The organism is Microbacterium sp. JZ101 (assembly GCF_053903175.1).
Genome location: NZ_CP096400.1, coordinates 1246414 through 1270888, shown reverse-complemented (window position 1 = coordinate 1270888; position 24475 = coordinate 1246414). Strand labels below are relative to the sequence as shown.

Sequence of the window (24475 nt, the reverse complement as noted above, 5' to 3'; positions counted from 1 at the left end):
AGTCGCAGGCGGCCCCGAGGAGGCAGGCGCATGGGAGTGGTGTTCTCGAGCTTCACGACGTCTCTCGACGGATTCATCGCCGACGAGCACGGCCGGGTCGGCGCGCTCTTCGACTGGTACGAGAACGGCGACGTCGAGGTGCCGCTGCGCGGCTACGGCCTGGTGTTCCACATGTCGCAGGCGAGCGCCGACTACTGGCGACAGAACGACACCGAGGGCGCGTTCGTGGCCGGACGCGGGATCTTCGACGACGCGCGGGGCTGGGGCGGGAGGCCGCCCGGCGACTCGCCGACCGTCGTGGTCACGCATCGACCGCCTCCGGAAGGCTGGCCGCCCGTGCCGGACGCGCCCTTCACCTTCGTCGGCGACCTCGACGAGGGACTGCGGATCGCGCGCGAGCTCGCCGGCGACGGCGACATCAACGTCGCGGGCGCCGACATCGTGCGCCAGTGCCTCGACCGCGGCGTCCTCGAGGAGATCCGCATCGACCTCGCGCCCGTGCTGCTGCACGCCGGCACGCGGTACCTCGACGGGATCGCCCGCCGGGACATCGAGCTCACGCAGCTCCAGGTCGTCGAGGGCACGGGCGTGACCCACATCCGGTACGCCGTCGCGTACCGCGACGCCGCGGACGCGCGCTGATCCCGCGGAGCTCAGCCCTCCAGCAGGTCGACCGCGGTGTCGAGCGTGCGCGCCGCCGCCTGCGCGTCGACCCGCACGGTGGCGAGCGCCGCGACGACGAGCCCCGTGAGCGCTTCCGCGAGTCGCAGCCGCTCGCCCTCCGACCGCTCCGGATGCCGTGCCGCGACGCCTGCGGCGAGCGCGTCGCGCAGCTCGGCACGGTAGGCCGCGACCGTCTCGGCGACCGCGTGGTCGTCGCCGATCGGCGCCGACGCGGCGTTGATGAGGAGGCACCCACTCGTGGCCGGGAGCGTGCGCGCCCGCGCGAGCGCATCGCGCAGGCCCACGAGGTAGTCGCGTGCCGCGGTCACCGCCACGTCCGCGCCCTGCAGCGGCCGCAGGCGCGGGCGCACGACCTCGTCGAGGTAGCTCTCGACGGCGGCGTCGAAGAGACCGCGCTTGGATCCGAACGCGTGATAGAGGCTCGACCGCCGCAGCCCCGTCGCCTCCTCGAGCGCCGGCACCGACGCGCCCTCATAGCCCTCGTGCCAGAACACGCCGCGCGCCGCGCGCACGACCTCCGCGCGGTCGAAGCTCGGAATCCGCCCCATGTCCGCTCCCGTCACCCGTTCCCCGGACTATATTGTAACGGTCATTACAGAAAGGTCGATCATGATCGTCGCAGGTCTCGTGCTCGCCGCCGTCGCGGCGCTCGTCCACGTCTACATCTTCTTCCTCGAGTCGATCGCCTGGACGAGCCCGCGCGCCCTCAGGACGTTCGGCCAGACGCGCGAGGCGGCCGAGGCGCAGAGGGAGCTCGCCTTCAACCAGGGCTTCTACAACCTGTTCCTCGCGATCGTCGCGGCACTCGGCGTCGTGCTGTTCGCGACGGGCGCGGCCGTCGTCGGGGCGACCCTCGTCTTCACCGGAGTGGGCTCGATGCTGGCCGCGAGCCTCGTGCTCCTGATCTCGAGCCCCGACAAGGCCATCGCCGCGCTGAAGCAGGGCGTGGTCCCTGCCCTGTCTGTGATCGCGCTCGCGATCGGCCTCGCCCTGTGATCGACGCACCCCGCGAAACCGCAGCGAAGGAGAGAACCCGGCCCATGCCATCCGCCGTCAGCACTCAGATCCAGCTCGTGTCCCGCCCTCAGGGCTGGCCGACCCACGACGACTTCCGCACGGTCCAGGTGACCTACGGCGACCTCGCTCCCGGGGAGGTCCGTGTGGAGAACGCGTTCGTCTCCGTGGACCCGTACATGCGCGGGCGCATGAACGACGCGCGCAGCTACGTCGCCCCGTACGCGCTCGGCGAGACCATGGAGGGCGGAGCGGTCGGACGGGTCGTGGCGTCGGCGTCGGACGACGTGCCGGTGGGCAGCGTCGTCGTGCACCAGCTCGGCTGGCGCGACATCGCGCAGGCTGACGCGTCGGCGTTCCGGGTCGTCCCCGACCTGCCCGGCGTGCCCCTCTCGCTGCGGCTCCACATCCTCGGGATGACCGGGCTCACGGCGTACGTCGGGCTCACCCGCATCGCGGAGATGAACGAGGGCGACACGGTCTTCATCTCGGGCGCGGCCGGAGCCGTGGGCACGGCCGCGGGCCAGATCGCGCGGCTCCTCGGCGCGAAGCGCGTGATCGGCTCGGCGGGCTCGCCCGAGAAGGTCGCCCTGCTCACCGAGAAGTACGGCTACGACGCGGCGGTGGACTACAAGGCCGCCCCCATCCGTCAGCAGCTGGCGGACGTCGCGCCCGAGGGCATCGACGTCTACTTCGACAACGTGGGCGGCGACCACCTCGCGGCCGCCCTCGACGCCTTCAACGACGGCGGCCGCGCGGCCCTGTGCGGGGCGATCGCCACGTACAACGCCGACGGCCCCGTGCCGGGCCCCGACAACCTGTCGAACCTCGTCACGCGCGGTCTGCGCCTCGAGGGCTTCACGGTCGGCAATCATCTGTCGGCGGCGCCGGAGTTCCAGGAGCGGATGGGCGGCTGGCTCGCGGAGGGACGCATCGCCTACGACGAGACGATCGTCGACGGCATCGACCACGCGGTCGACGCGTTCCTCGACATGATGCGCGGCGCGAACACCGGGAAGATGCTCGTCCGGATCTGAGGCCAGGGCCGCGCTATCGTCGCGGCATGAGCACCACCCTGAGCGACACCGATCTGGCGCACCTGCGCCGCTGCGTCGACCTCGCGCGCGAGGCCCTCGACGACGGGGATGAGCCGTTCGGCTCCGTCCTCGTCGACGCCGAGGGCCTCGTGCGCTTCGAGGACCGCAACCGCGTGAAGGACGGCGACGCCACCCGCCACCCGGAGTTCGAGATCGCACGCTGGGCAGCCGCGCACCTGTCGCCCGCCGAGCGGCGGACGTGCACCGTGTACACCTCGGGCGAGCACTGCCCGATGTGCGCCGCTGCGCACGCCTGGGTCGGGCTCGGGCGCATCGTGTACGCGTCGAGCACCGAGCAGCTGGGCGCGTGGCATCGCGCGTGGGGCGTCGCCCCTGGCCCCGTCGCCGCGCTGCCGATCACGGCGGTCGCGCCCGGCGTCCGCGTCGCCGGCCCCGCGCCCGAGCTCGCGGCCGAGATCCGCGCCCTGCACGCGCGCATGCTCGGCCGCGAGGCGGACGACGGCGATCAGGCCGGCTGAGCCGCGCGGACCCGCAGGGCGCGCGCGAGGTGGTCGCGCTCCTCGATGACGATCCGGCGCAGTGCGGCCGGGGCGTCGCCGTTCGCGGCGAGCCACGCGTCGACGCGATCGAGCGAATCGGCCTCGGGGAACAGCCCTCGCACGAGGCGCCCCGCGATCTCGATGCTGCGCTCCTCCCACGCGGCGCGGATCCGCGCGAAGTAGGCGTCGTCGAACTCGGCCACGAGGTCGCGCCGGCCGCCGGCGCGGAAGCCCGAGATGGTCGCCGAGAGGTGGTCGTTCGTGAGCGTCCGGTCCTCCCACGCGGCGTTCCACGCGTCCCGGCGGACCACGGCGTCAGGGCGCGACGCGAGCGCCCGGAGGTGCTCCGTCCGGCCGCTCGCGGTGTCGTCGCGCGCGAGCTCGGCGTCGGCGTCGGCAGTCGTCGCATGCCCGGTTGCGGCGAGCGCCGCGAGCCACGCCCAGCGGAGGTCGGGGTCGAGAGCGAGACCATCCGGCGCTGGCCGCTCGCCCGCGAGGATCGCACGGAGGTCGGCGGCGCGCCCGTCGTGGAAGGCCGCCGCCGACGCGACCGCACGCGCCCAGGCGAGCTGGCCGTCCGACCCCGGTGCCGCCGCGGTCATCCCCTGCCACGTCGTCTCGAGCCATGCCGCACGCTCGGTCGCGCGCGACGACTCCGGCGTGTAGTGCCCGACCGCGTAGGCGGAGTTCGCGAGCACGCCGCCGAGCAGCGCGACGTTCGACTCGGCCGGTGCGTGACGCCGGACGATCTCGAGGTACCGCCCCGTGGGGAGCTCCCCGTCGCGGGCCGCGTTCCAGAGCGCCGACCACACGAGCCCGCGCGCGAGCGCATCGTCGATGGTCGAGAGCGCCTCGTGCACGGCGTCGAGCGAGCGCGCGTCGAGGCGGACCTTGGCGTATGTGCGGTCGCCGTCGTTCGGGAGGATCAGATCGACGTCGGGGGCGACCGGGAGATCCACGGTCGTGCGCTCCGCGCGGATGTCGAGGTCGAGCGATGCGCGGCGGACGAGGCGGCCCGCGTCGAGCGCGTACAGGCCGAGCGAGAGCCGGTGCGGACGCGGATCGGTCTGCACGACGGTGAGGCCCTGCCCGCGCTCGACCGAGATCGTCGACATGCCGGTCGTCTCGAGCCACGCGCGCGACCACGCGCGGACGTCGCGGCCGGACACGGCCTCGAGCTGCGCGAGCAGATCCTCGAGGGTCGTGTTCCCGTACGCGTGCGCGGCGAAGTAGCGTCGGGACCCCTCGAAGAACGCCTCCTCGCCGACGAACGCGACGAGCTGCTTGAGGACCGATGCGCCCTTCGCGTAGGTGATCCCGTCGAAGTTGAGCTTGGCTGCCTCGAGATCGGGGATGTCGGCGACGATCGGATGAGTCGTCGGCAGCTGGTCCTGCTGATACGCCCACGCCTTGCGTCGATTCGCGAACGTCACCCAGGCGTCTGTGAACCGGGTCGCCGCGGCGGCCGCGTGCGAGCCCATGTAGTCGGCGAAGGACTCCTTGAGCCAGAGGTCGTCCCACCAGCGCATCGTGACGAGATCGCCGAACCACATGTGCGCCATCTCGTGGAGGATCGTGTTGGCGCGCGCCTCGTGCTGCGCCGTCGTCGACGCGCCGCGGTACACGTAGGCCTCCGTGAAGGTCACGAGACCGGGATTCTCCATCGCCCCGAGGTTGTACTCGGGAACGAACACCTGGTCGTACTTGCCCCACGGGTACGGGAACGCGAACGCGTCCGTGAAGAAGTCGAGGCCCTGGCGCGTGATCTCGAGCACCTCGTCCGCGTCGAGGTGCTCCGCGAGCGACGCGCGGCAGAGGACGCCGAGAGCGACCTCCTGCTCGTCGCGGCGCCAGACGCCGTCGACGCGGTGGTACGGGCCCGCGGCGACCGACGTGATGTAGCTCGAGATCGGCAGAGTCGGCGCGAACTCGATGTGCTGCGCGCCATCCGCCTCCTCCGACGCGACCGCGCTCTGATTCGAGAGCACGTGCCATCCGCTCGGCGCGGAGACGCGGAACGTGTACCGCGCCTTCATGTCGGGCTGCTCGAAGCAGGCCATCACCCGGCGGGAGTCGGCGGGCTCGTACTGCGTGTACAGATAGGTCTCGCCGTCGACGGGGTCGACGAACCGGTGCAGGCCCTCGCCCGATCGGCTGTACGCGCCGCGTGCCGCGATGCGCACGGTGTTGCGGTCGGCGAGGCCCGAGACGCGGATGCGCGCGCCATCCCACTCGACATCGTGCGCGACGCCGTTCACCTCGACGGACTCGACGGCCTCTCCGATGAAGTCGATCCACGTCTCCTCGGCCGTCGCGTCGAACTCGAGGACGCTCGTCGTCGGGAAGCCGCTGCGCTGCGGATCGGGTGCTCCCGTGAGATCGAGCTCGACGCGGATGGCGTGGACGGTGATGGCCGCGGATCGCGCGGCCGCTGCTTCACGGCTGAGGTTGGCGCTGTTCACCGGTCCATGCTTTCACGGCGCGGAGCCGTCGCCGCGGAGCGGCCCCGCGCGTAGGCTGGCCGCGATGAGCACTTCCGCAGACGACGGCCGCATGAACTTCCACACGCGCAAGTGGGTCCGCCCCGAGGACCTCAACGCGAACGGCACCCTGTTCGGCGGGAGCCTGCTCAAGTGGATCGACGAGGAAGCCGCGATCTACGCGATCATCCAGCTCGGCAACTACCGCGTCGTGACGAAGTTCATCTCGGAGATCAACTTCGAGGCGTCGGCTGTGCAGGGCGATCTCATCGAGATGGGCCTCATCGCGACGCACTTCGGCCGCACGTCGCTCACGATGCGCGCTGTCGTGCGCAACATGATCACGCGGCGGACGATCCTCACGATCGAGAAGATCGTCTTCGTGAACCTCGGCGAGGACGGCAACCCCGCCCCGCACGGCTACGACTCGATCACCTACCAGCGCGATCGCATGCCGACCGAGCACTCCGCGACCGGGACCATCCGCCTGCCGCAGGCATAGCCGCCGACGCGGCGGGCCCGGCTCGGAGGCTCAGAGCAGGCCGCGCAGGATCTCCTCGGCGACGTCGGCCGGCGAGGGCAGGCCGAGGAGCTCCTCGCGGACGGCTCCGACCCGCATCCGGGCATCGCTGTCGGCGAGAAGCGCCGCCGCGCTGTCACGGATGGCGGACGGAGTCGCGCTGTGCACGTCGAGCACCGTTCCGAGCCCCAGCGCGGAGACCCGGTCGGCGTTGAAGGGCTGGTCAGCGCCCATCGGGAGAACCACCTGCGGCGCGCCGCCCAGCACGCTTGCGACGAGCATGCCGCTGCCGCCGTGATGGATCACCGCGCTCGCGCGCGCAGCGAGCGCGGGAAGGTCGACATACCGCCGCACCTGCACATGGCCGGGCTGCGGACCGAAGCGCGCGGGATCGAGGTCGCTGCCGATCGCAAGCACGCTCGGTCGGCCGAGATCGGCGAGCGCCGCCAGGATGCGCTCGAACAGATCGCCGCACTCGGTGTTGAACTCGGTCCCCAGCGTCGCGACCACGGATCCGTCGGGGTCGGGCGATGCGCCGGCATCGGGGCTCAGCCAGAGCGTGTGCGGCGGGGCGGGATGCCCGGGGTCGCGCAGCGAAGGAGCGAACGGCACGACGAAGGCATCACCCTGCCATCGGATGGCATCGGACAGTCCCAGCGCTCCGCCGAGCGCATCGAGCTGCGCCCGGATACGGTCGCCGCGCACGAGCGCACCGGACGCCAGCACGGCCACGACGACCACGGGGATCCCCGCGCCCTGTGCCGCCGCCATCGCACCGAAGTCGAGTTCGTCGCAGACGAGCAGATCGGTGCCCGGCAGAAGCGGTGCGACGCGTTCGGCCGATCGACGTGCCGCGGCGCCCGCGAAATGGTCCGCGACGACAGCGATCTCCGCATCCCTGTCGACGCGGCCGAGCGGCGCGATCTCGGTCGCCCTGCGCGCGCGTCGGTCCTGGGTGGAGACCACCTTCTCGAAGACGCCGTCGGGAGCGGCGCGGGTTGCGGAGACCCGCCCGACGAGGGTGAGTTCGCCACCCGCGGCCGCGAAGGCGCGCAGGAGCGGCAGCTGCGGGAGAAGATGCCCCGCGCCGCCGACGAAGCTGCAGAGGACGCGCACCGCCCGCCGTCAGCGCACGCGCAGCGCGCCGGGCTGGATCTCGACCGTGAACTGCGTCACCTCGCCGAGGTCGTCGCCGTCGACCTCGAGCACACGCGGCTCCGGCAGCTCGACCGCGACCGACGTCGCCCGCGCGTGGGCCGCCGTGTCGCCGCTCTCGGCGCGGTCGGTCGCACCCATGAGACGGCGGATGCCGTTGTCCCACACGAACGAGCGCAGGGTGTCCAGCCAGCCGGCGATGCCCTCCGCGCTCAGCAGCAGCAGGTCGAGCTCGCCGTCCGACGGATCCGCGTCGGGCAGGAGCGTGATGCCGCCCTGCAGCATGCCGCAGTTGCCGACCATCAGGGTGTGGCCCGCCGCCGTCACGGCCTCTCCCCCGTCGACCGCGATCCGCAGCTCGATGACCTCGCTCGCGTTGACCGCGCGCCCGAGGGATTCCACGTAGGCGAGCCATCCGACCTTGCTCTTGAGGTCGTCGTCGGTCTCCACGATCATGTGGGCGTCGATGCCGAAGCCGGCCATGACGGCGAAGGCCTGTCGAGTGGGCGCCCCGTCGACGGCCGTCTCGATCCATCCGATGTCGATCACGCGCGCTTCGTCGGCGAGCGCGCGAGCGAACGCCGCCTGCGGGTTGTTGAGCGGGATGTCGAGGTTGCGCGCGAGCAGGTTGCCGGTCCCCAGGGGCACGATCGCGAGCTCCGCGCCCGCGCCCGGCTCCGCGAGGCGCTCAGCGACCGCGCGCACCGTGCCGTCGCCGCCCGCCGCGACGATCACGTCGGCACCCCACTCGAGCGCATCCTCCGTCGCCTTCTGACCGGGATCCTCGACGGTGGTCTCCCACCACGAGATCTCCCGCTCGTCATCGCCGAGCGCGGCGACGAACCCGGTCTCGAGCACCTCGCGCTCGGTCTTCGACGGGTTCCAGACGATCGCGATCCGCTCGAGTGCCATGCTTCCCCCTGTGTCGTGCGGCCCGACTCGCCTCCTCAGCCCTCGGGGAGTGCGAGCTTGGCCTTCTTCGCCTGCTTGCGGTTGCGGTCCTTCGCGAAGATCTTCTTCGCGTCCGCTGGGTCCAGTCTGCCCTCGGCGAGCAGGCGGATGGGGCACCGCTTGCAGCGTGGCTTCGACTTGCAGCAGGACTTCTTCGGCTTGACCCGCTTGCTCTTCTTCTTCCCGGAGGACATCCCGACATGGTAAGCCGCCCGGCTCCCCGCGCGAAGAGGGGAGCCGGGCGGATGACGCCGCGAGTCACGCGGCGGCCGAGCGGATGGCGCCAGCCGGTCAGCGCGCGTCGGCCACGGCCGCGACGGCGACGTCGGGATGGTCGCTGAAGACGCCGTCGAGGCCGGCATCGACGAACGCGCGCAGCTCCCCGGCGAGATCGCCGGCCGCATTCGGGTCGGCGCTCGACCGGAACTCGGCGGGCAGGAACTGGTTCTCGAGCCGGAACGTCCACCCGTGCACCTCGAGTCCGGCGGCGTGCGCGTCGGCGACGACCGCGGTCGGCTCGGCGAGCGTGCCGTCGGCCGCGCGCGGGATCACGACCGACTTCTCGGCGCCGAGGATGTCGGCGTACGTCGCGATCTCCGCGAGCCCCTCGGGCGTGACGAGGTCGGCGTACGTGCGCGGGTCGCCCGCGGCGCGCAGGTCGAACGGTGCGCCCGACGAGTTCGCGAGCTGAGCGATCCGGACATCCGTCATCGCGTCGAGATCGCGCAGGTTGCCGGTCTCGAAGCTCTGGATGACGACGGGCGCGTCCGCGCGATTCATCCCGTCGGCCTCGAGCGCCGCGACCAGCGGCTCCTCGAGTGAGAGGCCGATCCCGTCGAAGTAGGTGGGGTGCTTCGTCTCGGGCGCGATCCCGACGGGCTCCCCGTCGCACGTCGTGGAGTGGCGGGCGAGGTCGATCACCTCGTCGAGGGTGGGGATCAGGTACAGCCCGTCGTAGGCCGCGCTGTCGGGGCGGACGTGCGGGACGCGCTCCTTGGCGCGCAGCGTGCGCAGCTCGGCGAGCGTGAAGTCCTCCGTGAACCAGCCCGTCACGCTCACGCCGTCGATGACCTTCGTCGTCCGGCGATCGGCGAACTCCGGATGGGCGGCGACGTCGGTCGTCCCGCCGATCTCGTTCTCATGCCGGGCCACGAGGACGCCGTCCTTCGTCGACACGACATCCGGCTCGATGTAGTCGGCGCACTGCAGGATGGCCGTCTCATACGCCGCGAGCGTGTGCTCGGGACGGTACCCGCTCGCGCCGCGGTGGCCGATGACGTCGACCGCCGAGACCTGCGGCCGCGTCTTCTCGAACGACACGACCGCGAACTCGGTGTCGTCCGGCGTGCCCGGCACGCGCGCGTCGTTGCCGGGGTAGTTGTTGTCGTTCCCGATGAGAAGGTCGCCGCCTCGCAGCTGCACGACCGTCTCGAACGACTGGACGGGGAGGGAGAAGACCTCGCCCGTCCCGTAGCCGTCGCCCGCGCCGATCCCGCTCGGGTTCGCGATGCGCAGCGCGTCGAGCGCGAGGGTCTTCTCGACGTATCCGTCGTCGTCCACGCTGTCCAGGGCGACGCGGTACACGCGCTTGGTCACGGCCTGCTCGCCCTCGAAGTCGTCGCGCTCGACGAGCAGCAGATCGCCGCCGCGGACGGCGAAGGCGTCGCCGATGACGTTGGCCTCCTGGTCGGCCTGGTAGCTCCAGGTGCGCCCGGTGTACGCGCCGGCGCGGATGTCGAACTCCAGGATCTCCCGGCGACGCTGGTCGGCGTCGTCGGCGTACGCGCCCTCGACCACCGGGTACAGGTAGTGGCCGTTCGTCGAGATCGCGAGCGCCTCGAAGCCGCGGCTCGAGCGCACGCGCGGCGTCTCTCCGGCCGAGAGGTAGGGGTTCTGCGGCGACTTCGCGCCCTCGAGCGCGTAGGGCTTCTCGAGGAGCGTGCCCTCCGCGTCGAAGTGGAGCAGGAACGGCCCGAACTCCTCGCCGACCCAGAACGTGCCGTCCTTCGCGCGCACGACCGACTCGATGTCGAAGTCGGCGCCCGTGAGCAGCCGCTCCTCCGTGCCCTCGTTCACGATCGGGAAGTCCAGGAGGTTGTCGCGGTCGTTGTACGAGATGAACCGCTCGACAGCGATCTCGCCGGAGCCGCCCTCCGCCGTCTCCCAGTCGGGACGGACGAGGTAGCTGCGCAGGAGGAAGTCGGCGGAGTTCCCCTTGGAGCCGAACCCGTTGTCGGGCTGAGCCCAGAACGTGCCGTCGCCGTTGTCGATCATGGCGGAGAACCCGGGGATGACCTGGCCCTCCCACGGGCCCGTGCGGCCGTTCGCGGGGGTCGCGAGGGCGCCCGACGGCGGCCCCTCCTCGAGGTGGTCGGCGGAGAGGGTCGCGCGCGCGACGAGCGTGGGCTCTGCGACGGGCGCGCCGCCCTTCTCGTTCGCGGCCAGGGCCGGAGCGGGGACGAGGGAGACAGCCACGGCGGCCGCCGCGGCGACCGCGGCCAGGCGCTGGGGCCTCCGGGAGAGGATTCGCTTCATGCCGCCAGCGAACCGAACCGCGCGAGCACGACGGTGTCGCGCATGCGGCTGCGCGGCGACGCCGAGGTGAACGGCCGGAAGCACCCGGGGACGCTCCCCGGCCATCCGCCTCAGAACGCGATCGGAAGCGAGGGCGCGAGCCGCCGAAGCCGCGTGTACGTCGGCAGGAGGGCGTCGTACAGCTCGTCGAAGACGGGCAGGAGCGCTCCGTAGACGGCGGCGTCGCCGGGATGCGGGCGGATGGTCTCGTGCACGGGCAGGCGCTCGGCCGCGACGTCGATCGACTCGATGAGCCCGAGCGCCTGCATGCCGAGGAGGGCCGCGCCGTAGCTGGAGCCCTCCTGCCCCTCGAGCAGGCCGACCGGAACGCCGAACGCGTCGGCGAGGGTCTGCTGCCACAGCGGGTGCTTCATGACGCCGCCCGTCGCGCGGATCTCCTCGACCTCGAGGTCGGCCGCGCGCATCGACTGCAGGACGAGGGCGAGCTGCAGGGCGACGCCCTCGACCGCGGCGCGCACGAGGTGCTCCGTGCGATGTGCGCGGGTGAGCCCGATGTAGGCGCCGCGCGCGATGCTGCTCCAGTGCGGTGCGCGCTCGCTGAGGAGGTACGGCAGCATGATGAGGCCGCCCGAGCCGGCCGGCACGGTCGCCGCCGCGTCGAGCAGCTCTGCCGTGGACAGCTCGTGGCCGCCGGCGATCTCGGATCGCACCCACTCGAGGGTCACGCCGCCGTTGTTGATCGCCCCGCCGATGACCCAGCGATCCTCCGTGAGGGCGTAGCAGAAGACGCCACCGCGCGGATCGACCGCGGGTCGGCGGACGGCGACGCGCAGCGCCCCGCTCGTGCCGATCGAGCAGGCCGCGACCCCGGGCCGCACAGCTCCCACGCCGAGATTGGCGAGGGGGCCGTCTCCTGCGCCGACGACCACGGGGGTCGCGAGCGGGAGGCCCGTGGCAGACGCCCCCTCCTCCGTGAGCGCGTCGAGCACCGTGGTCGTCGGGACGAGCTCGGGGAGCTGCTCGGCGCGGATGCCCGCGAGCGAGAGCGCCTCCTCGTCCCAGTCGAGGCGGTGGATGTCCATGAGCCCCGAGCACGACGCGAGCGAGTGGTCGATGACGAGCGCACCGCACATCCGCAGCAGCACCCAGTCCTTGATCCCCGCCCAGATGGCCGCCTGCTGGCGGATCCGAGGCTCCTGCTCGCGGAACCAGATGAGCTTGGTGAGCGGCGACATGGGGTGGATGGGCGTTCCCGTGCGCCGATGGAGGGCGAGCCCGCTCGCGGACGCGCGCAGCCGCTCCGCCTGCACCGCCGCGCGCGTGTCGGCCCACGTGACGACGGGCGTGATCGGCCGCAGCTGCGCGTCGAGCGCCAGCAGCGAGTGCATCGCCGACGAGAACGACAGCCCCGCGACGCGCTCCGCGCCGATCTCGGCGACGACTTCGCGCACCGATGCGTAGACCGCGCCCAGGATGAGCTCGGGGTCCTGCACGGCGTGACCGGGATGCGGCTCCTCGAGCGGGTAGCCCTGCGATGCCGAGGCGACGAGCTCGCCGTCGACCGTGTAGGCGACCGCCTTCGTGGCGGTCGTCCCCATGTCGACGCCGATCACGATGTCGCGCGGGTTCGTCATGCTCCGACCTCCTCGTCAGCCAGCGTCGCTCTGCAGCGTCACGACCACCTTGCCGGAAACCTGCGCATCGCGCGCGATCCGGAAGGCCTCGGCGACCTCGGCGAGCGGAAGCGCGTGCGTGACGACCCTCTCGATGCCGGGGTCGGCCGCCAGCAGCGCGACGGCCTCGTCGATCTCGTCATGGAACCGGAAGGTGCCCACGAGGTGCACCTCCTTCGAGATGTACGGCGCGAGGTTCACCGGCCGCGGCTCGTTCGGGACCATCCCGACCTGCACGACGACGCCCTTGCGGCGCACCGCCGTGCCGGCCGACGAGATCGCGACGGGCGCCCCCGAGCACTCGAAGACGACGTCGAACGCGCTCTGCGGGAGCTCCTCGGTGCCCACGCGAACGAGCGCGTCGGCCCCGAGTTCCTCGGCCCGCGCGAGCGGTGCCTCGAGCACGTCGCTGACGGTGATGTGCGCGGCACCCCGTGCGCGGGCCGCGGCGACCGCGAGCAGGCCGATCGGCCCGGCGCCCGACACGAGCACCCGGGCGCCGGCGAGGTCGCCGGCCCGGGTGGCGGCATGCAGCGCGACGCCCAGCGGCTCGGCGAGCACGGCGCGACGAACGGGCAGCGCGTCGGGCAGGACGCGGATCATGTCGGCCCGCACGACGAGCTGCTCGCTCATGCCGCCCTGGGTGTGCGGCCACGTCGACGCGCTGCCGAGGTACGACCCGCCCGGCCACAGGTGCGGGTCGTCCTCGATGCCGCGCTCCGGGGTCCCGAAGCGCGCGGGATGGACCGTCACCGGCGTCCCGGGGGCGAGCCGGCCCGACGGGTCGAGATCGACCCGTCCCGACAGCTCGTGCCCCGGGACGAGGGGCTCCCGCACCACGTACTCGCCGTTCGCGCCCTCGAAGTAGTAGTGCAGGTCGGAGCCGCAGATGCCGACGCTGTCGACGCGGATCCGCACCTCGCCCTCCCCCGGCTCGGGCGTCGGGGCCTCGCGGACCTCGATCCGCTCCTTGCCGTCGATGAATGCGGCGCGCATGCTCTTCTCCCTCTCGCTCACACGACGGCGGTCATGCCGCCGTCGACGAAGATGTTCTGCCCCGAGACGAAGCTCGACGCATCGGACGCGAGGTAGAGCAGCGTGCCCCACAGCTCGCGGAAGTCCCCCCAGCGCTGCGCGGGCGTCCGGTTCACGAGCCAGGAGTTGAACGCCTCGTCCTCGACGAGGGCCCGGTTCATCTCGGTCGCGAAGTACCCGGGCGAGATCGCGTTGACCTGCACGTCGTAGCGTGCGAGGTCGGCGGCCATCCCCTTCGTGAGCATCGCGACGCCGCCCTTCGACGCCGAGTACGGCGCGATCGTCTGCCGTGCCAGCTGCGACTGGACCGATCCGATGTTGATCACCTTGCCGGAGCGGCGCTCGGCCATCCCCGGAGTGACGAACCGCGACACGTAGAACACGCTCGAGAGGTTCGCGCTCACGACGGCATCCCAGTCTGCGACCGCGAACTCGGTGAACGGAGCGCGCCGCTGCACGCCCGCGTTGTTCACGAGGATGTCGGGAACGCCGTGCGCGGCGACGATGTCGGCCACGCCGCGCTCGACGGCCTCGGCGTCGGTGACGTCGAACGTCGCCGCGTGCGGTCGGCGGCCGGTCGCCTCGGCGATCGCGTCCTGCGCGGACGCGAGCGCCGCGGCGTCGCGTCCGTGCAGGACGACCTCGGCCCCCGCCTCCGCGAGCGCGAGGGCGAGAGACGCGCCGAGACCGCGAGAGGAGCCGGTGACGAGCGCGAGCCGGCCCGTGATGTCGAAGATCCCCGCCATGCTCAGAAGATCGCGAAGACGATGAGCACGATCGCGAAGCCGACGACCGACTCGATCGCCTGCTGCACGGTCCAGGTCTTGAGGGTGGTCTTGACGTCCATGCCCATGAGCCGGCCGACCAGCCAGAAGCCCGAGTCGTTCACGTGGCTGGCGAACACCGAGCCCGCCGCCGCGGCGAGCGTGATGGCGGCCGTGTCGATGACGCTGTAGCCGCCCGATGTGACGGCCGGCGCGAGAAGGCCCGCGGTCGTGACGAGGGCGACCGTCGCCGAGCCCTGCGCGACGCGCAGCGCGACGGCGATGACGTACGCGGCGAAGATCACGGGCATGCCGAGGTCGGCGAGGGTGCCGGAGAGGGCGTCGCCGATGCCGGATGCGCGCAGGACGCCGCCGAACATGCCGCCGGCGCCCGTGATGAGGATCACCGAAGCCACAGTGCCGAGCGTGCCCTCGACGAGCTTCTCGAGCGCCGACCCGTTCTCGCCGCGGAACTTGCCGAGGACGAGCAGGGCGACGAGCGCCGTGATGAGGAGGGCGACCGGCGACGTGCCGATGAGGATGAGCGCCTGGACCCACACGGCGTCGCCGTCGACGACGCCCGCGGTCGACAGGGTGCTGAGGCCGGTGTTGAGGAAGATGAGCACGAGCGGGAGCAGGAGGATCATGATGACCGTGCTCGCCTTCGGCGGGTTGGCCGGCTGGTCGTCGTCCTGCGCGCCGAAGAGATCGGGCACGATCATCGGGTAGCGCGAGTTGACGAACTTGCCCCACAGGTAGCCCGAGAGGTACCAGGCCGGGAACGCGATGACGAGGCCGAGCAGCATGACGACGCCGAGGTTCGCGCCGAAGAAGTCCGATGCGGCGACAGGCCCCGGGTGCGGGGGCAGGAAGACGTGCATGACCGAGAAGGCCGCGGCTCCGCTGAAGCCGTAGAGCAGGAGGTTCCGGCCGCCGATGCGGCGCGCGACCGCGAAGATGATCGGCAGCATGACGATGAGGCCCGCGTCGAAGAAGATCGGGAAGCCGAGGATGAGCGAGGTGAGGCCGAGTGCGAAGGCGGCGCGCTTCTCGCCGAAGATGGCGACCATCTTCTCCGCGATGACGCGGGCTCCGCCCGACGACTCGATGAGGCGGCCGATGATCGCGCCGAGCCCGATGAGCAGGGCGACGGAGCCGAGCGTCCCGCCGAAGCTCGACACGAGCACCTCGTTGACGAGCGCGTTCAGCGGCAGGCCGGTCGCGATCGCGGTGAGCAGCGAGACGACGATGAGGACGAGGAAGGCGTGCAGCCTCACCTTGATCACGAGGAAGAGGATGAGCGCGACGGCGACGGCCGCGATGCCGAGCAGAGGCCCGGTGCCCATCGTCTGGGTCCAGTCTTCCATGGTTTCTCCATTGAAATCGAGGGCGCGCACTGTCGCGTGCCGTGCATCAAAGGTACTACTTAAACAACCGATAAGATACTACGTAACCGCGAGCAAGGGAGCGACATGGCCATCGGAGTCCACGGCGATGTGCTCGACGATCTCGGGAGCCGGATCGCGTCGGGCGACCCCCAGCCGGGAGCCGTCTTCACGCTCGCCCAGCTGGAGCGCGACTACGGCGCCTCCCGCACGGTCGTCCGCGAGGCGGTGCGCGTGCTCGAGAGCATCCGCATGGTCGCGTCCCGCCGCAAGGTCGGCATCACGGTCCTCCCCCGCGAGCAGTGGGACGCCTTCGATCCGCACCTCATCCAGTGGAACCTGCGCGGCCGCTTCCGCCAGCAGCAGCTCGAGGCCCTCATGGAGCTGCGCGTCACGGTCGAGCCCATGGCCGCGCGCCTCGCCGCCGCCCGGGCGACCTCGGCTCAGCGCGCCGAGCTCCTGCGGCTCGCCGAGCGGCTCAACACGCTCGGGCAGACCGGCAAGGGCGACTCGGAGGAGTACCTCGCAGCCGACCTCGCCTTCCACGGCACGCTCCTCGCGGCCTCCGGGAACCCGCTCCTCACGGCGCTCGAGACGCCCGTCCACGAGGTCCTGAGCGGACGCGCGAAGCTCGGCCTCACTCCGGGCATCCCCGCCGAGGGCACGCTCGAGGATCATCTGCTCACCGCCCGCGCGATCGCCGAGGGCGACCGGGACGCCGCCGAACGGCACTCGCGGTCGCACATGATGACGGTGTGGAGCGAGATCGCCTCCGACGACGTGGTCAGCTGACGCCGAGGTCGGCTCGGTAGAGTCTCCTCTGTCGGACGCTCGTCGTCCGAGAGCAGTGCATCTACCGGCCGCCGGAGACTCCGGCGGACAGCGGCGGCACCCGAACCCCGCGAACCGGAGGTGCCCATGACGATCAGCGACGTCCGAGAGAGCCGCAGCCTGCTGCGCATCGCAGGACTCCCCTACTTCCTCATCGCGCTCGTGGCGCGGCTGCCGTTCGCCATGATGGTGGTCGGCGTACTCACGGCGGTCGTGTCCGTCCGGGGCTCGCTCGCGCTCGGCGGGCTCACGTCCGCCGCCGTCGGCCTCGGCACGGCGTGCTTCGGCGCGCTGCTCGGCGCCGCCGCCGATGCGTTCGGGCAGCGCCGCGTGCTCCTCGTGCTCGCGTCGGCGAACGCGGTGGCGCTCGCGCTGTTCGCCGCGGTCGTCTACGGCGACACCCCCGACGGACTCGTGCTCGCGGCGGCCTTCGGGATCGGCGCGACGGCTCCCCAGGTCGCGCCGCTCTCGCGCGCCCGGCTCGTGACCCTCATCCGACGCCGGGTCGCCCCCGAGCGCGCACCGCGCACCCTCTCGTCGACGATGGCGTACGAGTCCGCGGCCGACGAGACCGTCTTCGTGATCGGCCCCTTCATCGTGGGCCTGCTCGCTGCGGCGATCGCGCCGTGGGCGCCGCTCGTCGGCGCCGCCGTGCTGACCGCGGTCTTCGTCGGCGCCTTCGCACTGCATCCCACGGGACGCCTGGTCGCGCCCGGTCGCGAGGACGGAGCGGCACCCTCCTCCGACGTGCGCGATCTCTTCCGGCCGCGCGTCCTCGTGGTCGTGGGAGGCACGCTCGGCGTGGGCCTCTTCTTCGGCTCGATGCTCACCTCCCTGACCTCGTTCATGGCCGACCGGGGCCGCGCCGACGAGGCGGGGCTCATGTACGGCGTGATGGGCATCGGCTCGGCCCTGTTCGCGCTCGGCATCGCATATCTTCCGGCCCGGTTCTCGCTCGCCGCACGATGGATCGCGTTCGCCTCGGTGCTCCTCGCGGGCTCCCTCTCGCTCCTGCTCGCCGCCAGCCCTGCGGCCATGGCGTGCTCGCTCGCGGTCATCGGCATCGGCATCGGGCCGACCCTCGTGACGCAGTACAGCCTCGCCGCGGCCCGCAGCCCCGAGGGCCGCTCTGCCACGGTCATGACGATGGTCGGCTCGGCCGTCGTCGTCGGGCAGGCGATGGCCTCGGCCCTCACCGGGTCCGTGTCCGAGAGGTTCGGCACGTCGGCTGCGCTCCTGCTGCCGATCGCGGCGGCCGCCCTCGTCCTCATCGCGGCGGTCGCGAACGCCGTCCTGTCGCGCCCACGCGCCTGATCGGCGTACCGGCCGGCAGGGCGGATGTCAACGCCGACCGCTCGGATCCACCGCGGCCATAGGATGGCGCGGATGGGCACGAGCGACGACGGGATGGTCCGCACATGAGCGCGCGCTTCGCAGCGATCCGCATCCTCGCCGTCCTGTCGGTGATCCTCGGCGTGAACTACGTCGCCTGGCGCTGGCTCGAGTCCGTCAACTGGTCGGCGTGGTGGATCGCCGTGCCGCTCGTGCTCGCGGAGACGTACAGCCTCATCGACACGATCCTCTTCTGCCTCACGATGTGGCGCGCACGAGACCGCCCCGGCCCGCGCTCGGAGCCGCAGGGCACGGTCGACGTGCTCATCACGACGTACGACGAGCCGCTCGACCTCGTGATGGGCACCGCACTGGCCGCGAAGCGGATCGCCTATCCGCACTCGACCTGGATCCTCGACGACGGTGCACGCGCGGATCTCGAGCTCGCCGCCGCCGAGGCCGGGATCGGCTACATCCGGCGCTCGGACGACTGGGACGGCAAACCGCGCCACGCCAAGGCGGGGAACCTCAACAACGCCCTGTTCCAGACCGACGGCGAGTTCCTGCTCATCCTCGACGCCGACCAGGTGCCGGATCCCCTGATCCTCCACCGCACGCTCGGCTACTTCGCCGACGACCCGCAGGTCGCGCTCGTCCAGACGCCGCAGTGGTTCTCGAACGTCGACGAGGCCGACCCGCTCGGGAGCCAGGCGCCGCTGTTCTACGGCCCGATCCAGCAGGGCAAGGACGGCTGGAACGCCGCGTTCTTCTGCGGGTCGAACGCGGTGCTGCGCCGCGAGGCACTCATGCAGCTCGGCATCGTCGGCTACGTGCGCGACCTCGCCGAATCGACGCAGCGCGCGCTCCGCGCGTCGGAGTCGCTGCTCGCGCGCGAGGCGAAGCGCGCCGACGGAGCGCTCCGCGAGGAGCTGATGGCCCTGCGCGCCGAGGTCGCCGCCGCGCGCGTCGAGATCGCCGCGGGCGAGCCGGTGGCCGAGACGACGTACCGCGTGCGTGCGCTGGTCGACGACGCAGGGCGGCGTCTCGTCGAGAACGACCTCGCCGCCATCCGCGCCGACCTCGAGGAGATCGGCGAGCTGCCCATCGCGCACGACGCGCAGCTCGACGTCATGGTCGTCGACGAGGTCGCGCTCGACGAGCTGGCGACCCGCGACCTCTCCCCGCTCGGCGCGATCGAGGCCGTCCGATCGCTGCTCGACGCGCTGCGCGTGGACCGGCCGGGTGAGGCCCAGCCGCTCCTGCCGCTCGCGACGATCTCGGTCACCGAGGACATGGCCACCGCGATGCAGCTGCACGCCCTCGGGTGGCGCAGCGTCTACCACCACGAGATCCTCGCCCGCGGACTCGCCCCGGAGGATCTCCGCACGATGCTCACGCAGCGCCTGCGGTGGGCGCAGGGCACGCTGCAGGTCATGCTGCGCGACAACCCGCTCGTGAAGCGCGGGCTCTCCGCCGGCCAGCGGCTCATGTACTTCGCGACGATGTGGACGTACCTGTCGGGCTTCGCCGCGACCGTGTACCTCGCCGCTCCCGTGTTCTACCTCGTCTTCGGCGTCATGCCGGTCACAGCGTGGTCCGTGGACTTCTTCGCGCGCTTCCTCCCCGCCTTCGCGGTGAACCAGCTGCTCTTCCTCGTCGTCGCCAAGGGCGTGCGCACGTGGCGCGGGCAGCAGTACTCGCTCGCGCTCTTCCCGGTCTGGATCCGGGCGTGCTGGACGGCCTTCGCCAATGTGGTGCTGGGCCGCCCCCTCGGCTTCGCGGTGACCAGGAAGGACGGGCGAGCACCCGGAGGAGTGCCCTGGCGCGAGATCTGGCCGCAGCTCACCGCGATGGCGGTGCTCGTCGCGTCGCTCGCGATCGGCGTCGTCCGCGTCGCGGTCGGAACGGCGGACGGCACGGGGACCCTCGTGAACACCCTCTGGGTCGCCTACGACATCGTCGTCCTCAGCGTGATCATCCAGGCCGCCCTCTATCGAGGGCCGGCGGCCGCCGACGGAGAGGCAACCGCATGAACCTCACGAGCACTCACCGCGACGGGTTCTCCGTCATCACGATCGACGGACGCCTGACCGCCTCGGGCGCACCGCGCCTGCGCGACGCGGTGAAGGATCTCGTCGAGGCCGGCCGCACGCGGATCGTCGTGGACCTCGGCGGCACCGAGTTCGTGGACTCGTCGGGCCTCGGCGCCCTCATCGGCGGCCTCAAGGCCGCGCGCGTGGCTGGCGGGGACCTGCGCATCGCCGCCGTCCCGGATGCCGTGCGGACGGTGATGCGCCTGACGAACCTCGATCGCGTGCTGCGCGAGCACGCGTCGCCGGAGACCGCGTTCGATGGACGGTGACGAGCCCGTCCTGCGTGCACGTGTCGAGGGACGCGCGGAGATCGCCTTCGTCGACGCCGTGCTGGACGCGCTGGAGAGCATCTGGTCCCGGGCCGTCGTCGCCGACGCGGACCGGATGCTCTTCGGGCTCGCGGTGTCCGAGATCGCGACCAACGTCGTGACGCACTCCCCCGACGACACGGAGGTCCGTGTCACGGCCGACCTGGAGGTGGGGCGGACCGCGCTCACGGCGATCATCCGCGACACCGCGTGGCCGGTCGACATCGCGTGGGCGGACGTGTCGATGCCCGACCCGGAAGCCGAATCGGGGCGCGGTCTCGCGCTCGCCCGAGACGCGCTCGACGTGCTCGATCACCGTGTCGACCACGGGAACGTCTGGACCCTCGTCCGTCGTCTCGCCTGAACGGGAATGCCCGGGGCGCCCCGCGACTTGGTTGTGAGGTGAGCACCACGAGCAGTCGCAGCAGGACCGTCGGCCTTCGATCCGAGCGCGGGCCTGTGCTCGGGGCTCTCATGCTGGCGACCGGGCTCATCGCGATCGACGCGACCATCCTCGCGACGGCCGTCCCGAGCGTCGTGGCCGATCTCGGGCAGTTCGATCAGTTCCCCTGGCTGTTCTCGGTCTACCTGCTCGCGCAGGCCGTGAGCGTCCCGATCTACTCGAAGCTCTCGGACACGATCGGGCGCAAGCCGATCATCCTCATCGGCATCGGGCTGTTCCTCCTCGGCTCCCTTCTGTGCGGCGTGGCCTGGAGCATGACGTCGCTCATCCTCTTCCGCCTCGTCCAGGGTCTCGGCGCGGGCGCGGCGACGCCCATGGCGATGACCATCGTCGGCGACATCTACACGGTCGAGGAGCGCGCGAAGGTGCAGGGCTACATCGCGAGCGTCTGGGCGGTCTCATCGGTCCTCGGCCCCGCGCTCGGCGGGCTCTTCTCGCAGTTCGCGTCGTGGCGCGGGATCTTCCTCATCAACATCCCGCTCTGCATCGCCGCGGGCTGGATGCTCGTGCGCGCATATCACGAGCAGGTCGAGCGGCGCCGCCACCGCATCGACTACGCGGGAGCCGTGCTCCTCACCATCGGGATGTCGGCGCTCATCCTCGCGGTGCTCGAGGGCGGCAGCGCCTGGGCATGGACGGCTCCGCAGAGCATCGCGGCCTTCTCGATCGCCGGGGCCGCGCTCGTCGCGTTCGCCATCGTCGAGCGGCGCGCAGCCGAGCCGATCATCGACCTGTCGCTGCTCGGGCGCCGGCTCATCCTCACGACCACCCTCGTGGCGCTGGCGGTCGGCGCGCTGCTGACGGGCATCACGAGCTTCGCGCCCACCTACCTCGAGAACTCGATCGGCACCGTGCCGCTCCTCTCGGGGCTCGCGGTGGCCGCGCTCACGCTCGGATGGCCGCTCGCGGCGTCGAACTCGGGGCGCCTGTACCTGCGCTGGGGCTTCCGCACGACGACCGTGATCGGCGCGGCGATCTCGCTCGCGGGTGCTGCCGGGCTCGTGGCCGTCGCGCCCTGGCCCAACCCGTTCCTCGTCGCCCTCACCGCGTTCGTCGTCGGCTTCGGCCTCGGCTGGACGGCCGCGCCGACCCTGATCGCCGCGCAGGCGTCGGTCGGGTGGGGCGAGCGCGGCGTCGTCACGGGACTCAACGCCTTCTCCCGCTCGGTGGGATCCGCCGTCGGCGTCGCGATCTTCGGCGCCGTCGCGAACGGCATCATCGCCGCAGGCGAGGGCGAGCACGACTACGACACGATCGTCGCGGCCTCCACCTGGGTCTTCGTCGGCGTCGCCGTCACGGCGGCGCTCATGCTCGTGGCCGCGATCGCGATGCCGCGAGAGCGCGTCGCATCGGGCGAGCCGACGGACTGACGCTCAGGAGCCCGCCGCGCGGTCGCGGGCCGCGTGTCCCTCGGCGAGGAACGCCAGACGCCGCAGCGTCTCGGCGTTGCGCGCATGCAGCGGCGGATCGACGAGGAACCGGGGAACGAGCGACCCGGGACCCTCGACGGCCGTCTCCGAGATCCTCACGAGCGATCCGGCGCCGCGCGGCTTGACCTCGATCGTCACGCGCGCCTCGCCGATCGGCCATCCGCGCGCCTGCAGCACCATCCGGCGCGGCGGATCCCATTCGACGCACTCGGTCGTGTCGTCGAGGAGCAGCGGCCAGCTGCCCACCGAGTGGTGGAGCTCGGCGCCGGGGCGCGGCCAGTCGTCGTCGACCTCGCGCATGCGCGACGCCCCCACGACCCAGACCGGGTAGAGCCATCCGTCGCCGAGGACGCGGAAGATCTCCTCGGGGGTGCAGCGGATCTCGCGGACGTTGATCGACATGGTCGCCTCCGGCTCTCGGTGCCTGGTGCTCACGCTAGACGCAGCCCCTGACCGCGGCACGGGCTTGACACGCGGAGCCTGCCCTCACATGACGCCCGGTGGGCGCGTGAGGGCGGCACTCGGTACGGTTGCAGCATGACCGCTCCCGTCGACCCCACGTCCACCTTGGCCTGGGCGGAGCTCGAGGCGCACCGCGCGAGCTTCTCCCCCGACCTGCGCGGCTGGTTCGCCGCCGACCCCGATCGGGCCGAGCGTCTCAGCCTTCCGCTCGCCGACCTCCACGTGGACCTCTCGAAGAACCTCGTGACCGACGACATCCTCGCCTCGCTCGTGCGACTCGCCGAGCAGACCGGCGTCGCCGAGCGCTTCGCGGCGATGCTCGAGGGCACGCACATCAACACGACCGAGGACCGCGCGGTCCTGCACACGGCGCTGCGTCGCCCGGCCGGCGCGACGCCCGCGCTCACGGTCGACGGGCAGGATGTCGACGCCGACGTGCACGCCGTGCTGGCCAAGGTCTCCGCCTTCGCGGAGCGCGTGCGCGGCGGCGACTGGCGGGGCGTCACCGGCAAGCGCGTGACGCACGTCGTGAACATCGGCATCGGCGGATCCGACCTCGGGCCGGTGATGGTGTACGAGGCGCTCAAGCCCTACGCGGACGCGGGCATCGAGGCGCGCTTCATCTCGAACATCGACCCCACGGACCTCGCGCAGAAGGTCGCCGACCTCGATGCCGAGACGACCCTTTTCATCGTCGCGTCGAAGACGTTCACGACGCTCGAGACGCTCACGAACGCGCGCCTCGCACGCGACTGGCTGTGGTCGCAGCTCGCCGGCAAGGGCGCGATCGCTGACGACGACGCGGCGCGCACCGACGCCGTCGCGCACCACTTCGTCGCCGTGTCGACGGCTCTCGACAAGGTCGCCGACTTCGGCATCGACCCCGAGAACGCCTTCGGGTTCTGGGACTGGGTCGGCGGCCGCTACTCGGTGGACTCGGCGATCGGCACGTCGCTCGCGATCGTGCTCGGACCGGCGGTCTTCCGCGAGCTGCTCGAGGGATTCCACGCGGTGGACGAGCACGTGCGCACGACGCCGCTCGCGCGCAACGTGCCCGTGCTCATGGGGCTCCTCAACGTCTGGTACACGAACTTCCTCGGCGCCCAGTCGCACGCGGTGCTCCCCTACGCGCAGCAGCTGCACCGCTTCGCGGCCTACCTCCAGCAGCTCACCATGGAGTCCAACGGCAAGTCGGTGCGCTGGGACGGCACGCCCGTGACGACCGACACGGGCGAGGTGTTCTGGGGCGAGCCGGGCACGAACGGCCAGCATGCGTTCTACCAGCTGATCCACCAGGGCACGCGGCTCATCCCCGCCGACTTCATCGCGTTCGCGAACCCCGCATACCCCCTCCAGGACGGCGGCCGGGACGTGCACGGGCTGTTCCTCGCGAACTTCCTCGCGCAGACGAAGGCGCTCGCGTTCGGCAAGACCGCGGATGAGGTGGAGGCCGAGGGCACGACGGGTCCGCTCGTCGCGGCGCGCACGTTCGCGGGCAACCGCCCGACGACGTCGATCTTCGCTCCCGCGCTCACGCCGGCGGTGCTCGGCCAGCTGATCGCGCTGTACGAGCACATCGTCTTCACGCAGGGCGTCGTGTGGGGCATCAACTCCTTCGACCAGTGGGGCGTCGAGCTCGGCAAGCAGCTCGCCCTCCAGATCGCGCCCGCCATCGAGGGCGACGAGGCCGCGCTCGAGGCCCAGGACCCGTCGACGAAGGCGCTGCTCGCGTACTACCGCGCGCACCGCTCGAGCTGACGCGA

The 24475-nt window shown here is 71.8% G+C and carries 23 protein-coding genes; 12 read left to right on the top strand and 11 right to left on the bottom strand.

Annotation, left to right across the window (positions count from 1 at the left end):
• Window positions 1-30 precede the first annotated feature (30 nt).
• Window positions 31-642 (top strand): dihydrofolate reductase family protein, encoded by a 612-nt coding sequence (locus tag M1D56_RS05845; RefSeq protein WP_421075282.1) that lies wholly within the window; start codon window positions 31-33, stop codon window positions 640-642.
• A gap of 11 nt (window positions 643-653) precedes the next feature.
• Here the strand turns inward: M1D56_RS05845 and M1D56_RS05840 are convergent, their stop codons facing one another.
• Complete coding sequence (locus M1D56_RS05840; RefSeq protein ID WP_282979160.1) at window positions 654-1232, bottom strand: TetR/AcrR family transcriptional regulator; 579 nt, start codon at window positions 1230-1232, stop codon at window positions 654-656.
• A gap of 61 nt (window positions 1233-1293) precedes the next feature.
• On the opposite strand from M1D56_RS05840, the gene M1D56_RS05835 reads away from it, so the two are divergent.
• The 3 genes from M1D56_RS05835 to M1D56_RS05825 are packed head-to-tail and all read left to right on the top strand — an operon-like array spanning window position 1294 to window position 3274.
• On the top strand, window positions 1294-1680 hold the full coding sequence (locus M1D56_RS05835) for a DUF1304 domain-containing protein (protein WP_456284951.1): 387 nt from the start codon (window positions 1294-1296) through the stop codon (window positions 1678-1680).
• A 44-nt stretch (window positions 1681-1724) separates the two neighbouring features.
• Window positions 1725-2735, top strand: coding sequence for an NADP-dependent oxidoreductase (locus tag M1D56_RS05830; RefSeq protein WP_456284950.1), 1011 nt, complete (start codon window positions 1725-1727; stop codon window positions 2733-2735).
• Window positions 2736-2761: 26 nt separating this feature from the next.
• Complete coding sequence (locus M1D56_RS05825) at window positions 2762-3274, top strand: nucleoside deaminase (RefSeq protein WP_271173311.1); 513 nt, start codon at window positions 2762-2764, stop codon at window positions 3272-3274.
• On the opposite strand, the gene pepN is transcribed toward M1D56_RS05825, so the two are convergent.
• A complete protein-coding gene (gene pepN / locus M1D56_RS05820; RefSeq protein WP_456284949.1) occupies window positions 3262-5757 on the bottom strand; it encodes an aminopeptidase N in 2496 nt (831 codons plus the stop codon). The genes M1D56_RS05825 and pepN overlap by 13 nt on opposite strands.
• A gap of 64 nt (window positions 5758-5821) precedes the next feature.
• Between pepN and M1D56_RS05815 the strand changes: the two genes are divergently transcribed.
• Window positions 5822-6277 (top strand): acyl-CoA thioesterase, encoded by a 456-nt coding sequence (locus M1D56_RS05815; protein ID WP_271173313.1) that lies wholly within the window; start codon window positions 5822-5824, stop codon window positions 6275-6277.
• A gap of 30 nt (window positions 6278-6307) precedes the next feature.
• Here the strand turns inward: M1D56_RS05815 and M1D56_RS05810 are convergent, their stop codons facing one another.
• The 8 genes from M1D56_RS05810 to M1D56_RS05775 form a co-directional block, all read right to left on the bottom strand.
• A complete protein-coding gene (locus tag M1D56_RS05810; RefSeq protein ID WP_456284948.1) occupies window positions 6308-7411 on the bottom strand; it encodes a nucleotide disphospho-sugar-binding domain-containing protein in 1104 nt (367 codons plus the stop codon).
• Between the two features lie 9 nt (window positions 7412-7420).
• Window positions 7421-8362 (bottom strand): diacylglycerol/lipid kinase family protein, encoded by a 942-nt coding sequence (locus M1D56_RS05805; protein ID WP_456284947.1) that lies wholly within the window; start codon window positions 8360-8362, stop codon window positions 7421-7423.
• 35 nt (window positions 8363-8397) lie between these two features.
• Window positions 8398-8595: a hypothetical protein gene (locus M1D56_RS05800; protein ID WP_271173316.1), complete on the bottom strand. Its 198-nt coding sequence runs from the start codon at window positions 8593-8595 to the stop codon at window positions 8398-8400.
• A gap of 97 nt (window positions 8596-8692) precedes the next feature.
• Window positions 8693-10936: an esterase-like activity of phytase family protein gene (locus M1D56_RS05795; protein WP_456284946.1), complete on the bottom strand. Its 2244-nt coding sequence runs from the start codon at window positions 10934-10936 to the stop codon at window positions 8693-8695.
• A 110-nt stretch (window positions 10937-11046) separates the two neighbouring features.
• The gene (locus M1D56_RS05790) at window positions 11047-12570 is read right to left on the bottom strand and encodes a gluconokinase (protein ID WP_456284945.1); all 1524 of its coding nucleotides are present in this window, start codon (window positions 12568-12570) and stop codon (window positions 11047-11049) included.
• Window positions 12571-12585: 15 nt separating this feature from the next.
• Window positions 12586-13605, bottom strand: a complete 1020-nt coding sequence (locus tag M1D56_RS05785; protein WP_421075275.1) for a zinc-binding dehydrogenase — start codon at window positions 13603-13605, stop codon at window positions 12586-12588.
• Between the two features lie 17 nt (window positions 13606-13622).
• Entirely contained in the window at window positions 13623-14390 is a 768-nt protein-coding gene (locus M1D56_RS05780) for an SDR family oxidoreductase (RefSeq protein ID WP_421075274.1), read from the bottom strand.
• A 2-nt stretch (window positions 14391-14392) separates the two neighbouring features.
• Window positions 14393-15775 (bottom strand): GntP family permease, encoded by a 1383-nt coding sequence (locus M1D56_RS05775; protein WP_455968600.1) that lies wholly within the window; start codon window positions 15773-15775, stop codon window positions 14393-14395.
• Between the two features lie 105 nt (window positions 15776-15880).
• On the opposite strand from M1D56_RS05775, the gene M1D56_RS05770 reads away from it, so the two are divergent.
• From M1D56_RS05770 to M1D56_RS05745, 6 genes are all read left to right on the top strand, one after another.
• Entirely contained in the window at window positions 15881-16585 is a 705-nt protein-coding gene (locus M1D56_RS05770; protein ID WP_271173322.1) for a FadR/GntR family transcriptional regulator, read from the top strand.
• 126 nt (window positions 16586-16711) lie between these two features.
• Window positions 16712-17938 (top strand): MFS transporter, encoded by a 1227-nt coding sequence (locus M1D56_RS05765; protein ID WP_421075273.1) that lies wholly within the window; start codon window positions 16712-16714, stop codon window positions 17936-17938.
• 104 nt (window positions 17939-18042) lie between these two features.
• Complete coding sequence (locus tag M1D56_RS05760; RefSeq protein WP_456284944.1) at window positions 18043-19989, top strand: glycosyltransferase family 2 protein; 1947 nt, start codon at window positions 18043-18045, stop codon at window positions 19987-19989.
• On the top strand, window positions 19986-20318 hold the full coding sequence (locus M1D56_RS05755; protein WP_421075271.1) for an STAS domain-containing protein: 333 nt from the start codon (window positions 19986-19988) through the stop codon (window positions 20316-20318). The genes M1D56_RS05760 and M1D56_RS05755 overlap by 4 nt, the downstream gene beginning before the upstream one ends.
• A complete protein-coding gene (locus tag M1D56_RS05750; protein WP_456284943.1) occupies window positions 20308-20721 on the top strand; it encodes an ATP-binding protein in 414 nt (137 codons plus the stop codon). Before M1D56_RS05755 ends, M1D56_RS05750 begins: the two co-directional genes overlap by 11 nt.
• A 110-nt stretch (window positions 20722-20831) precedes the next feature.
• Window positions 20832-22190 carry an MFS transporter gene (locus M1D56_RS05745; RefSeq protein WP_456284942.1) on the top strand — a complete coding sequence of 453 codons (1359 nt, stop codon included), beginning with the start codon at window positions 20832-20834 and terminating at the stop codon, window positions 22188-22190.
• A 3-nt stretch (window positions 22191-22193) separates the two neighbouring features.
• Here the strand turns inward: M1D56_RS05745 and M1D56_RS05740 are convergent, their stop codons facing one another.
• Window positions 22194-22652 carry an SRPBCC family protein gene (locus M1D56_RS05740; RefSeq protein WP_456285213.1) on the bottom strand — a complete coding sequence of 153 codons (459 nt, stop codon included), beginning with the start codon at window positions 22650-22652 and terminating at the stop codon, window positions 22194-22196.
• A gap of 135 nt (window positions 22653-22787) precedes the next feature.
• Here M1D56_RS05740 and pgi point away from each other — a divergent pair, with 135 nt between their 5' ends.
• Window positions 22788-24470 (top strand): glucose-6-phosphate isomerase, encoded by a 1683-nt coding sequence (gene pgi, locus M1D56_RS05735; RefSeq protein WP_456284941.1) that lies wholly within the window; start codon window positions 22788-22790, stop codon window positions 24468-24470.
• The last annotated feature ends 5 nt before the right edge of the window (window positions 24471-24475 follow it).

What these genes read in the sequence shown, in the direction of transcription:
- M1D56_RS05845 (WP_421075282.1), top strand. Translation starts at nt 31, where the DNA reads ATGGGAGTGGTGTTCTCGAGCTTCACGACGTCTCTCGACGGATTCATC.
- M1D56_RS05840 (WP_282979160.1), bottom strand. Translation starts at nt 1,232, where the DNA reads ATGGGGCGGATTCCGAGCTTCGACCGCGCGGAGGTCGTGCGCGCGGCG.
- M1D56_RS05835 (WP_456284951.1), top strand. Translation starts at nt 1,294, where the DNA reads ATGATCGTCGCAGGTCTCGTGCTCGCCGCCGTCGCGGCGCTCGTCCAC.
- M1D56_RS05830 (WP_456284950.1), top strand. Translation starts at nt 1,725, where the DNA reads ATGCCATCCGCCGTCAGCACTCAGATCCAGCTCGTGTCCCGCCCTCAG.
- M1D56_RS05825 (WP_271173311.1), top strand. Translation starts at nt 2,762, where the DNA reads ATGAGCACCACCCTGAGCGACACCGATCTGGCGCACCTGCGCCGCTGC.
- M1D56_RS05815 (WP_271173313.1), top strand. Translation starts at nt 5,822, where the DNA reads ATGAGCACTTCCGCAGACGACGGCCGCATGAACTTCCACACGCGCAAG.
- M1D56_RS05805 (WP_456284947.1), bottom strand. Translation starts at nt 8,362, where the DNA reads ATGGCACTCGAGCGGATCGCGATCGTCTGGAACCCGTCGAAGACCGAG.
- M1D56_RS05800 (WP_271173316.1), bottom strand. Translation starts at nt 8,595, where the DNA reads ATGTCCTCCGGGAAGAAGAAGAGCAAGCGGGTCAAGCCGAAGAAGTCC.
- M1D56_RS05795 (WP_456284946.1), bottom strand. Translation starts at nt 10,936, where the DNA reads ATGAAGCGAATCCTCTCCCGGAGGCCCCAGCGCCTGGCCGCGGTCGCC.
- M1D56_RS05790 (WP_456284945.1), bottom strand. Translation starts at nt 12,570, where the DNA reads ATGACGAACCCGCGCGACATCGTGATCGGCGTCGACATGGGGACGACC.
- M1D56_RS05785 (WP_421075275.1), bottom strand. Translation starts at nt 13,605, where the DNA reads ATGCGCGCCGCATTCATCGACGGCAAGGAGCGGATCGAGGTCCGCGAG.
- M1D56_RS05780 (WP_421075274.1), bottom strand. Translation starts at nt 14,390, where the DNA reads ATGGCGGGGATCTTCGACATCACGGGCCGGCTCGCGCTCGTCACCGGC.
- M1D56_RS05775 (WP_455968600.1), bottom strand. Translation starts at nt 15,775, where the DNA reads ATGGAAGACTGGACCCAGACGATGGGCACCGGGCCTCTGCTCGGCATC.
- M1D56_RS05770 (WP_271173322.1), top strand. Translation starts at nt 15,881, where the DNA reads ATGGCCATCGGAGTCCACGGCGATGTGCTCGACGATCTCGGGAGCCGG.
- M1D56_RS05765 (WP_421075273.1), top strand. Translation starts at nt 16,712, where the DNA reads ATGACGATCAGCGACGTCCGAGAGAGCCGCAGCCTGCTGCGCATCGCA.
- M1D56_RS05760 (WP_456284944.1), top strand. Translation starts at nt 18,043, where the DNA reads ATGAGCGCGCGCTTCGCAGCGATCCGCATCCTCGCCGTCCTGTCGGTG.
- M1D56_RS05755 (WP_421075271.1), top strand. Translation starts at nt 19,986, where the DNA reads ATGAACCTCACGAGCACTCACCGCGACGGGTTCTCCGTCATCACGATC.
- M1D56_RS05750 (WP_456284943.1), top strand. Translation starts at nt 20,308, where the DNA reads ATGGACGGTGACGAGCCCGTCCTGCGTGCACGTGTCGAGGGACGCGCG.
- M1D56_RS05745 (WP_456284942.1), top strand. Translation starts at nt 20,832, where the DNA reads ATGCTGGCGACCGGGCTCATCGCGATCGACGCGACCATCCTCGCGACG.
- M1D56_RS05740 (WP_456285213.1), bottom strand. Translation starts at nt 22,652, where the DNA reads ATGTCGATCAACGTCCGCGAGATCCGCTGCACCCCCGAGGAGATCTTC.
- pgi (WP_456284941.1), top strand. Translation starts at nt 22,788, where the DNA reads ATGACCGCTCCCGTCGACCCCACGTCCACCTTGGCCTGGGCGGAGCTC.